The sequence below is a fragment of the Bacillus sp. AFS001701 genome (assembly GCF_002559405.1).
Lineage (GTDB): Bacteria > Bacillota > Bacilli > Bacillales > Bacillaceae_G > Gottfriedia.
Genome location: NZ_NTZO01000342.1, coordinates 1 through 11,314, shown reverse-complemented (window position 1 = coordinate 11,314; position 11,314 = coordinate 1). Strand labels below are relative to the sequence as shown.

At 31.4% G+C, this 11,314-nt stretch carries 8 protein-coding genes; 1 reads left to right on the top strand and 7 read right to left on the bottom strand.

Annotated elements, in window-relative coordinates:
• Window positions 1-128: 128 nt before the first annotated feature.
• The 3 genes from CN514_RS19540 to CN514_RS19530 form a co-directional block, all read right to left on the bottom strand.
• Window positions 129-1,322, bottom strand: a complete 1,194-nt coding sequence (locus CN514_RS19540; protein ID WP_098234037.1) for a sensor histidine kinase — start codon at window positions 1,320-1,322, stop codon at window positions 129-131.
• 290 nt (window positions 1,323-1,612) lie between these two features.
• Window positions 1,613-2,647 carry an LCP family protein gene (locus CN514_RS19535; RefSeq protein ID WP_098234036.1) on the bottom strand — a complete coding sequence of 345 codons (1,035 nt, stop codon included), beginning with the start codon at window positions 2,645-2,647 and terminating at the stop codon, window positions 1,613-1,615.
• A gap of 85 nt (window positions 2,648-2,732) precedes the next feature.
• Window positions 2,733-3,353 (bottom strand): YigZ family protein, encoded by a 621-nt coding sequence (locus CN514_RS19530; RefSeq protein ID WP_098234035.1) that lies wholly within the window; start codon window positions 3,351-3,353, stop codon window positions 2,733-2,735.
• 1,236 nt (window positions 3,354-4,589) lie between these two features.
• Between CN514_RS19530 and CN514_RS19525 the strand changes: the two genes are divergently transcribed.
• The gene (locus CN514_RS19525) at window positions 4,590-5,246 is read left to right on the top strand and encodes a sugar transferase (RefSeq protein ID WP_098234034.1); all 657 of its coding nucleotides are present in this window, start codon (window positions 4,590-4,592) and stop codon (window positions 5,244-5,246) included.
• A 539-nt stretch (window positions 5,247-5,785) separates the two neighbouring features.
• Here the strand turns inward: CN514_RS19525 and CN514_RS19520 are convergent.
• The 4 genes from CN514_RS19520 to CN514_RS26195 form a co-directional block, all read right to left on the bottom strand.
• Window positions 5,786-7,423 (bottom strand): Ig-like domain-containing protein, encoded by a 1,638-nt coding sequence (locus CN514_RS19520; RefSeq protein WP_098234033.1) that lies wholly within the window; start codon window positions 7,421-7,423, stop codon window positions 5,786-5,788.
• Between the two features lie 127 nt (window positions 7,424-7,550).
• A complete protein-coding gene (locus CN514_RS19515) occupies window positions 7,551-9,962 on the bottom strand; it encodes an SH3 domain-containing protein (RefSeq protein WP_098234032.1) in 2,412 nt (803 codons plus the stop codon).
• Between the two features lie 307 nt (window positions 9,963-10,269).
• On the bottom strand, window positions 10,270-10,887 hold the full coding sequence (locus CN514_RS19510) for a lysozyme family protein (RefSeq protein WP_098234031.1): 618 nt from the start codon (window positions 10,885-10,887) through the stop codon (window positions 10,270-10,272).
• Between the two features lie 220 nt (window positions 10,888-11,107).
• Window positions 11,108-11,314, bottom strand: a 207-nt coding sequence (locus tag CN514_RS26195) for a hypothetical protein (RefSeq protein ID WP_217993942.1), incomplete at its 5' end; no start/stop codon positions are given.

Below are 11,314 nucleotides of genomic sequence, written 5' to 3'. Positions count from 1 at the left end.
GATCTAGTTTGCTAATCTATCGAAATTTGTAGAAATTGGTATTTTTTTCTAAATTATAGTATATTTTAACATATTTTATTAATAGTTACGACGCAAATCTCCGAAAAACGTGAAATGAAATTTTACTTTTAGAAATTTTCAGACGTTTCATTTTGAAATGACATTTCTAATTCATTCTCTATTTCTACATCTAAAGTGATCCTAATTGTCGTACCTACGTCTAGTATAGATTCGATTATAAAATCTCCATTTAATAATTCAACGCGTTCTTTCATTCCTATTAATCCAAAAGAGTTTTCACTTTGGCCTTTTCCAACCGGAAAACCAACTCCATCATCCTGAACGAAAACATAAATTTTGTTTCCTAAACACTCTAATCTTACAATAATTGTTGATGGATCGGCATGCTTACATGCGTTTTGAACTGCCTCTTGGATGATTCGAAAGATCGCAATTTCTATTTTTGAATTAAGTCTTTTTTTGCTTTGACCGTAATATTCAAATTTAATCTCAATATGCTTATACGATTCAAGCGATTTTAAATATTTATTAAGGGCTGGAACTAAACCTAAATCATCTAATGTCATTGGGCGTAGATCGTATATAATTCTTCTAACTTCCCCTAATGCGCAACGGACTTGTTCCTTTATATCACCTAATTCTTTTCTTGCATCTTCTTCTGGTCTTTGGCGATATGTTTTTATTAAAAAGTCTGACTGCATTAATATACTGGCTAACGTTTGGGCAGGTCCATCATGAATTTCGCGTGATAACTTTATACGCTCCTCTTCTTGAGCTTGTATCAGTTGAAATCCGAACTCTTGTTTTTGTTTTACATCTTCATGTAAATGACTAACTTGCTTAAAGTCTGTATTAAGGTAGTTTAAAACAATTGAAATACGGGAAACTAATAATTCGGCTTTTTGTAGTTTCTCTAGCAAAGTTTGAAGTCTATTTTCTAATTCTTTTCTACGATGATTTAGAACTTTTTCTTCCTTTAATGAAAGAAAATGCTGTTCCTGAATAGTTTGGACAGTTTCATATACTGACTTTACTTGAGATTCAGTATACCTATTAAAATCCCCATCAACTTCAGTTAGTTTTTGGCGTGCCGCTCGGGCTAATAAATCTAATCTGACCGTATTTTCAATCTTCTCTACTACTTGTAATTTTACTTCTTCAAGCACTACTCTTAATTTCTCATATTCTGAGCGAGTATCTTCAACAATTTCAAACACATGGGACTTACTATCTATAACAGATGAGAGCATATTATCCATTATTTCGTCTAGTGTCTGATTGTCCATTTTCCTAGCTGTCATTCACCTTTTCCCCCATTAGCCTATTACTAAATGACTAATAAATTTATGTATATCTAATATTATAATGTAATTAGGATTATAATTGTACAAAAATTTAAAATAAGCAAAAATTTTAATTCTTCCGATTCAAACCTTATATTACCAATATATATTGGTATTTTATTATAAGTTTTAAAAAATACATACCCTTCTATAACATCCTTAACACAATATTAACAAGTATTACAAATATATTACGATTGACCCAATAAAAAAGCTGATTCCAGTAAAAGAATCAGCTTTCTGCCTATTTATTGATTGGTACTATTTTCATTTTCAGAACTACTATCTGAATTAATTGTATTAGTTGTAGCTGGTTTTTCTAAACCTAGGTGAACTCGGAATTTGCTAGTAATTTCTTTTACACTTTCCTCTTCAGGAACATAATAGTAAATACCGTGAATCGTATCATCGTTACCTTTTAATTTTATTGTTTCTAAGTCATTTTCAGTGATGTTAGGTAAATGCTTCGCAAGAGAAATACCACCGCTCATTTTCATGTTCGTACTAATATTTTTACTGAATACTTTCGCGTATTGATCCATTTTCATGATTGTTTCAGGTGATTTAATTTCATTTAAGATCGCTTTAATTACTTGTTGCTGTCTTTCTTCACGTCCAAAATCACCACGAGGATCACGTTTACGCATACGAGAATATGCTAACGCCTGTTGTCCATTTAAATGCATCATACCTTTTGTAAAGTAAACCTTTTTCCTTGGTGTTGTATCTGTATTTTCCCAGAAATCAAAAGGTACATCAACATCTATTCCACCTACTGCGTCAACTATGTTTTTAAAGCCATTAAAGTCCACTGTAACGTAATAATCAATTGGTACATTTAAGAATTGCTCAACTGTATCAACTGTTAATTGTAAACCACCATATGAATATGCATGGTTTATTTTAGTTTTATCTGCATGTCCTGGGATACTTACATATGTATCACGAGGAATACTCATTGTTTTAATTGTCTCCTCTTTTGGATTAAAGGTAGCAAGGATCATCGAGTCAGTTCGTCCACCCTTTCCACCAGTAGAATAGTTCTCAATCCCTAAGAAGAGAATCGATATTGGATCTTTCGATATTGCAACTTTTTCATTTCTTAAGTTTGAAGAAATATCTTCTCCTTTTGTTGCTTTATTTAATTCAAGATATGTTCTAACGCCTTTATATCCTACAAACACTAAGGCTACTATAATGATAAGTAATAATATTCTAGCAATTAAGCCTCTCTTTTTCTTTCTTCTTTTCTTGGCCATTTTTCGAGAATGATTCTGATTCATATGTTCGAATAGACCTCCTTTAAAGTTAGTATGATTGTTCTATTTGAAATTAGTCATAAATTTACTATGTTATAAAGCTAGACTACTACATGTATTTAACAATACTTTCATATATATGGCAACTACCATTTGTTAACTCAATCATCCAGTTTTTGAAGTTATCTACTTCATCAATCTTAATCCAAAGTTCAAAGCTTACTTCTTCCATGTGGTTAACATTTTCTAAGTGATAATGTGAGTTCCGTAAAGCGAACTCTACTTTACCTAACAATTTATAATTAATCTTTACATTCATTACTTTAACTAATGAACGCTCAACAATTCCAACAGTGTTTAATCCTTCACTGACTGCCTGTCCATATGCACGAATTAATCCTCCTGCTCCAAGCTTTTTACCACCAAAATACCTTGTTACAACAACAACAGTATCTTTTAATCCTCTCTTTTTCAAAACTTCTAACATTGGAACTCCAGCCGTACCACTCGGTTCACCATCATCATTGGCTTTTTGAATTTCATCATTTTCACCGATTAAATAAGCAGAACAATTATGAGATGCATCAAAATGCTTTTTTTTAATTTCTGAAATGAATCGTTGCGCATCAACTTCAGTTTTCGCTTCATTTATGTAACAAATAAATCTCGATTTTTCAATCTCAATTTCATGACTACCAAAGCCACAAACAGTGAAATAATTCGCTAGCATTTAACACCTAACCTTTCGACTAAATTAAACAAAATTTCGACTCACTTCAATATATTACTACAATTATTCATTCCATTCCTTAAAAATCACTAACATTCTTCAAAAGTAAGTATTTACTGACAAGATTTTATACAGTAACATTAGAAATAATGCTTAATAATTTAGTTTTAAACTTTAAGTAACTACAATAATCAGCCAATATGAACTAATCATTTCAAACAAAAAATTTATATCAATTACAGATTCCACATCAAGAGATTTCTACTCAATTTAAATTAAATTTAACAAAGTTGAAAACTAAGTGATAAATCCATTTCATCTTTAGTCATATCCAACCATATCCCCACTAATTTATTGTTTTTCATTTAAAAATTAAAGTTTACGCCTGTTTACGAAGAAGATTATCCTAAAGGATCAAAAAATATTAGAATCATATTTCTTCTGCGGTAATAAGTTTAATAATGCGGTAATTAAAAATGCAGTTAATAAGAGCATTTTATTTACAATCATATGATTAAAAAGCAATAATCCACTCTGAATAGTAAATAAGTCCTTAATGGAACTGCATAAATTTATAAATTGCACCCACGTAATTCAAAATCAAATATAACAGCAATGAAAAGTGCTAAAAGAGGTTTTGCCATAACTAAAATAATCTTGAGAAATTACGAAGAGGGAGTTGATTTTTGGAGAAACAAAAAAACAAGGATTTAAAGGAAGGATAAAATATCTAAATTTATTCATAATAAATTATAAGGAGAATCATCAAAATATTGTTATTACATACCCAATTACAAAACGAAGGTTATAAAAAGGATTAATCACCCCACAAAATAAACAAATCTAACTGTTGTTAGAATCTGTAAGATACTATGCTAAATCTATATTTATATGGGGTTTTAATTACTTTGGGAAAGTGCTATTTTAACGCGACGTATTTTCCCACTTACTTTATGCTAAAATAATAATACCTAAAAAGTCGACCTGGACAAAAGTTTGATTAATTACTAATTATTGTAATGCCGATTAATAAATCATTCTTGCACACACTATAAGTGTAAGGTACCCTTGTGAACTTTTTATGTGGAGTAATAAGCTTGTAACATAAAAATAATTTGATTTTTTTCTGCGAACATTTATAATTGTTATGATGTTATAAAACGTAAACGTTATACATTAGGACATGTTGCAATGCACTTGCAAGGATGGGCCTAAATTATAAACTGGGGTGTTTAAATGGCCTTACAGAATACTCAACAAAAGGTTGAAAGCCGCTACTCAATTCAACAACTTGAGTCATTAAAAAAGAAAAGTATTTTTTATTCATTTATAAAAAGAACATTGGATGTAGTCTTTGCGTCGCTCGCGTTTGTCATTTCTTTACCATTCGTTTTGTTCTTTATCGCATTAATTAAAATTGATTCTCCTGGTCCTGCTCTTTTCATCCAAGAACGAGTTGGATTAAATGGGAAGATTTTTAATATTTACAAGTTAAGAACAATGCGTATGGATGCAGAAATAAATGGACCACAATGGGCTAGTACGGATGATCCTCGCATTACAAAACTTGGTCACTTCCTTCGAAAAACTCGTATCGATGAATTACCGCAGTTCGTCAATGTCTTACGTGGTGATATGAGTCTTGTTGGTCCTAGACCAGAAAGAGCGTTTTTTTTAGTAAAATTTAATCATGAAGTACCAGGCTTCACTAATCGCTTAACAGTCAAACCAGGGTTAACAGGTTGGGCACAAGTGAATGGCGGGTATGAATTAACACCGAAAGAGAAGTTAGTCTTGGATTTACACTATATTGAACATCGATCAATCATGTTGGACATTCGAATTATGTTTAAAACAATTAAAGTTGTCTTGACTGGTGAAGGTGCTCGTTAAGTAATATAAGACAACTTCAAAATTCTCTCTATTAAAAATAAGAATAGTTTAACAAAAAGGCCTTTTCTCAATTGGGAAATGGCCTTTTAATTTCTTTAATAAGATGAAGTATTGTTTATTAAAATACTTGTAAAGATAAAAAACATTTTAAATTCCGAAAATTACCCACAATTTTAGAAGTTTATTAACAATTTGTGGATAACATATAATACTTATCCACAAACCGCTTGTTTATAAATTAATTCAAGTAACTAAGAAATATAAAGATACGACAAAATTCTACCAATATGAAAATTGTTAAACCTTTCTTCCTGTCGATAAGTATTAATTTTATTCACAAGTTATCCACATATTAAAAACAAATGGCATTCACCTTAAAAATATTTTGTAAAAACAGATCCTCGTCTACTTAATTATCGAGCAATTGAAATGAAGCAATTATATAGTTCGAAGCAAATAAATTTTCTCTTTCCAATAAGAACTTGAAAAATAAAAAAATACAATGCAATAAGAAAAAAACTTATCGCATCGTATTTTAACTATTTTACAACTTTAATTGTACGAACACTTTTGTTTGCCGATTTATCAATGACATAAACCTTTAAATAGGTGTTTGCTTTCTGTACTTTTATTGATACAGAAAATTTACCACTGGAATTAACCGAGCTTTGACCTATTAATGTGCTTCCTCGATAAATCTTCACTGAAGCATATTTTTCAGCACTACCTGTTACAGTTTTTGATTTTGAAGTAACTTTATTAACAACTGGAAGAGCTGGTGGTGTTTTATCTAATACTTTTAAAGACTTTGTTGCACTTACATTTCCAGCTTTATCCGTAGCAGTTACACTAACTGTCGTTCCACTTTTTTGCTTTGCAATTATAAATTTGTAACTTTTATTCGAAGCAGCTGTTGTGCTTTTTTGAAGCTTGCCATTAATATATAGTTTAACAGTAGAACCTGCTTCTGCTGTTCCCGTAATAGTAGTTGATTGATCTGAAACTGAATTCATTGTTGGAGTTGTAGGTTTTGTTTTATCAATTGTAAATTTAATAGTTATTGTATTCGCCACTGAACTATTTACAACAAGTGTATAGCTACCTGCTTTTGAAACCAAATAGTCATTTTTAATACGAGTTCCATTTAATGTAGCGACTCCCTCATTAACATGGATTTTTACGTCTTTATTATAAAATGCTCCATTAGCCACCCCAATTACCATAGGATTAAGGTAAGCAGATGGTATAAACCCTATCTTTCCATCCGGACTTTTTACTTTAAACCAAACGAATTGGTTATGGTCGTTACCTGAATCAAACTTAAATTCATCATAAATTGTTACTTTTGTGTATTTAGCAAGTGTTACTACTTCCTTTTTCAAAGTATTTGAGTCAGGTCGTAATTTAACTTTATCCACCGTGACGTACGCTATATCTCCCTTTTTCATAAAATATGGCGACTCATGAAGGCCTTTATTTATTGTATAAAGCGGTATTTTGAACAAAATATCCTCGTCACTATCAGGACTGTAATCAAAATCACTAGTCGTAAACGGGAATTTTGCTAAAATATTTGGACCATCTTTATCTCTTAAGTAACTCTGCATTTCAAGCAAATTTAATATAATTTCTTGATAGGCAGCAGTATTTATTTTGCCATAGTTAGCTCCCTGTGTTTTAATAATTGGACTATTAGCCCGCTTTATTCCATTATAGGCCATAATTGGAAAATACCAGTTCTCAATAATATGACGATTCGCATCTTGAATCCTTGGTAAAGTATATGTGCCATCTGCTTTTTTCCAATTATATTTCTCATTTAAAATCTCAACACCAGCTTGAATATTATATGCAATATCGGTTTTTAATCTCTTCTGATCATATCTAGGTTGATTTGTAATTTGCATAATACCAATCCCACCGTCAGATGACAATTTTGATTGGTTCCACCCTGATTCCCTCCACGCAACTGTCTTAACGACCTCTGGCGGAATATCAGAGTTGATAGCAGCGTATGTCAGCAAACAATTAATTTGTTGAAGTGATGGTGATTTCACTTTACTAGCGTCGCCACACTTCGAAGTCCAAGTTGTGTTTGTTTCTGCACTAGCTTTTCCATTAAACAAACTTACTGTTAAAGCTGTTATTAAGCCAAATTTCAGTAAAAAAGATTTCATTGTTTATTCTCCAATCTACCTAAATATGAAACAATGTATCTATTTTATCATATTTCATTTCTAACTTTCTATTTCTCTATAAATCTCATAAAAAAAATGGCTCAGTTTTTCCTGAGCCATCAAAAAACTATTTTAATTCTTGTTTAACATAACTTGAAGATACCCATCCAAAGCTTCCATTCGCTAGTTGGATTTTATACCATTTTTTTGTACTATCCATTGTTAAAGTACCATCTGTATTTGTAACAATACTTACGTAATTATTAAGGTTTAACTTACCAATTATATTGCTTTCAGCTGTAGTTGCAGATGAGCGCACGTTTAAACCATCTGTTGTTATTCTACCTAAGTTTTTAACAGATAATGTTTGGGTATATGCATTTAATTTAATACTGTTCGTCCAATAAACGTTCCCACCAATTGATAATTTGATCCAATAATTATTTGTTTTTTCAAGAAGAAGGAAAGTTGTACCGGCTGTAATCGATTTCACTTTAGCCGTATCTCCCTTTGCGGTGTATAGATCAATGTTTCCTTTTGCAACCGCTTGGATATTAGCAGGGAATACATCACTACCAACAGGAGTAGATGGACTGCCTGGAATCGTAGTATTCGGTTGAGCTTTATCATAATACGCTTTATCAAACGGTAGAATTCTTTGCATATGTTGAGCAATCAATTTACCCCAGTTTGGATCAGTCGCGTAATAAAAATTCATCCCTTCACTCGCTGCATCTATTCTTACATTGCTCATATCTTTTGTACTAAAACCAAGATATGCACCTTTATATTTCCAGTTACTTGGATTTAAGTAAGTAGATTTAATTGAGCGAGCAATATACTCTACATTTTCTTGTACACTCATAAATTTGTATGATGCAATATATGGCGTTGTATCATATGAACCAAAGCCAAATAAGTTATTTTTACCTAATGAAATTTGAGAAGTACCAAATCCACTTTCATGAATAGCATGCGCTGCTAAATAAAGTGCATTTACACCATATTTATTTCCAGCATCAATAAATAATTGTCCTTGACCAGTCAGTATACTCTTAACTCCACTATTTACATTACTAGCAATATAGGTATTGATTTGCGCAGCAGTTACAGTCGAAGGTGTACGCAGATCGATAAACTGGTAGCTATCTCTTGATGTCATTGGGTCACCAGTTTTTACTTGCTTGATATATGTTCCTGATACATATCCCGTTTTCCCATTGTAACTAACCTTATACCAATTGTTCGACGTTTTATCAGTGGCAATTAAAACCATATTAACGGGAATTACTGTAAGCAACGGTGATGAAGCATCATACGTTTGACGTAAATTTAATTCTGAAGTCGTAATATATGTTGTATCTGTTATATTCGTTATTGTCACGACATCACTTTTTCCGAAATCCGCTGCTCTTACATATCCATTTACATCGTCATAAGTTACACTATACCAATTACCAATTTTTTTGCTAATCGGGATAACTGTATCTTTTGGAATTTGAATAAGTTGTTTTGATGCATTGCCGAACGATTCATATAAATATGTTGCATTAAGCGCTTTATATTTTGTAGTAGTAAATGTTGTGAAGCTATTTGCAGTTACATCTTCACTCTTAACATAAAGATTTTGTCCATTGTAATTAATTCGATACCATATCTTCCCTACTAGATCTGTCGCTTTTTGGGTTGAAGCAAAGCCATTATCTCCATTAACTGTAGTTACTACAGGTTTTGTCGCATCTGGAGTTGCGTATAAGTTAGTGACTGCTTTCGTAAAATAATATGCAGTACTTGTTGTTTCATATTTTATTTCATTTACTTTTGTAAAATTATTAATATATACATATCCTGTTTTACCATTAAGTGTGACGTTATACCAGTTACCAACACGTTTTGATGATGAAATGACCGTACCAGTTGGAATACTTGATAGTACTTTAGAAGATACACCATAGGTTTGATATAAACTTGTATTTCTAATTGCTTTATATTTTGTTTGTGCAAATGTAGCTACAGCACTTTTCGTAATATCTGCGCTATTTACATACAAGGTTTTGCCATTATAACTAACGCGGAACCATGTTTGACCAATGCTATTTACAATGTTTTGAGTACTATAAAACCCATTATTAACAACTACAGAATATACTGCAGCTTTTTTAGTATCAGGCGTTGGATATAGCTTAGTAGTTTTATTTGTAAAATAATAAGCGATCGCTTGAGTAGTATATTTATAATATTCCTTTAAATACGTACCACTTACCCAACCAGTTTTAGAACTATAAGTCACTTTGTACCAATTACCATTTCTTTGAGTAGCGGTAATTACTTTTCCTTTTGGAATAATCACAAGTGAATTATAAGTTGTACCTGCACCCTGTCTTAAATTTAGATTTGCACTCGTTTGATACTTCGTTTTAATATTTACAATCGCTGCACTCGCTTTTGATGTTTCCAAACCGATATTAGGACAGGAAATGCTGGAGGTGCCTACTAATATGCCTGTTGATACCAAAAGTACTCTTCCCATTTTTTTCATGTATCAAATTTTCCTTTCCTACCATTTTTACATTTAAACCGTAGAATAAAACAATTCAATTCTATTAAACTAGTAAAATTAATAAACTATAATTTTTTTAAAATGAAATTAACAAAAAATTAACACTAAAATTAAGTATAAGTCATAAAATGTCGGAATTTGAAATGTTTTTTCAATAATTATATCGGTAAAAAAAGGAAATTGTTTAATTTTATCGAAACGACAACCATTTTGTAATTAAATTGACATAATTCTAAAAAAAAAGTTAAAAAGTCCATAAAGAAGACATTTATCTCTTCTTCATGGACTATGGTTTTCCTACTATATTATGTTTAAGTGGGACTAAAATCTCGAAGTACTTTGTTTTCTTCATTACTTTTTGACTATATGTGAAGTCACCATAACAATATGGATATCTGAAATTTTTCTTATTATTATTACACGTATAAAGCTCAGGATTCGTCTCCACCATCGATAGAGAATAAGTTTTAGCAAGTTGATCTGAATGTTTACCACCATGAGTTTTTATAAAATCAATATAAGCAATTCCCATATTGTAACTTTGTATTATGGTTTGTAAATCAACGCCTTGTTTTTTACCATAGGAATACACGTCTTTAAAGTGTGAGACCCCTTGTTGTATGCTTTTTGAAGTATCTTGAATACTATCCTTTGCTAATCCTAGTGATTCTGAAGCCTGCATTGGATCTTTTCCTTTACCCTTCGTTTCTTGCATCATTAGTCCTAGTAATAAAGGTGTGTATTCTTCTAAATTAGACGTCTTTAATTCCGTGTAAACTTGTGTTTCATACTTCAACACATCTTGGAAATAGTAACGATAGATCGTAAATAACCCAATAATTGACATCAGAAGTGTAAATAAAAGAAGTCTTTTAATAAATTTCCACATTCTATTCTTTTTCATTACCTCCAAACATTTCTCTTTAATACATTATAACGAATATTCCTATTTAAAAAAGCAATGAGCTAAAACTACATATATTTGACATTAAAATGTGAAAAAAGAAATATTTCTTATAATCATCATTTAATAAGAATTGTGCCCTTTTAATCCTAGCTTAATAATTGCGGACTCCACTAACACTGAATCCACAAAAAAGAGGCCAACCTTAATTGTGCTCTTTTCAAGCTGTAGAAAAACAACCTTTACCAAATTTTTGTAAAAGGAGCTTAGTGATGTTGAATTCCACTACGGGGTGCTCGCTTTCCATGGGGCGAGATTCTTTAGCCTCGGGGGTCTCAGCCTTCCCGCTTATCCCATAGGAGTCGAGCACCCCTCCGTTAGCTCTATATAACCGCTCAATTATATTAACATTTAAAATCATTATTAA

Bases quoted from the DNA above. Each gene is read 5' to 3' on its own strand.
- CN514_RS19535 (WP_098234036.1), bottom strand. From the start codon at position 2,647: ATGAATCAGAATCATTCTCGAAAAATGGCCAAGAAAAGAAGAAAGAAA.
- CN514_RS19525 (WP_098234034.1), top strand. From the start codon at position 4,590: ATGGCCTTACAGAATACTCAACAAAAGGTTGAAAGCCGCTACTCAATT.
- CN514_RS19530 (WP_098234035.1), bottom strand. From the start codon at position 3,353: ATGCTAGCGAATTATTTCACTGTTTGTGGCTTTGGTAGTCATGAAATT.
- CN514_RS19515 (WP_098234032.1), bottom strand. From the start codon at position 9,962: ATGAAAAAAATGGGAAGAGTACTTTTGGTATCAACAGGCATATTAGTA.
- CN514_RS19540 (WP_098234037.1), bottom strand. From the start codon at position 1,322: ATGACAGCTAGGAAAATGGACAATCAGACACTAGACGAAATAATGGAT.
- CN514_RS19520 (WP_098234033.1), bottom strand. From the start codon at position 7,423: ATGAAATCTTTTTTACTGAAATTTGGCTTAATAACAGCTTTAACAGTA.
- CN514_RS19510 (WP_098234031.1), bottom strand. From the start codon at position 10,887: ATGAAAAAGAATAGAATGTGGAAATTTATTAAAAGACTTCTTTTATTT.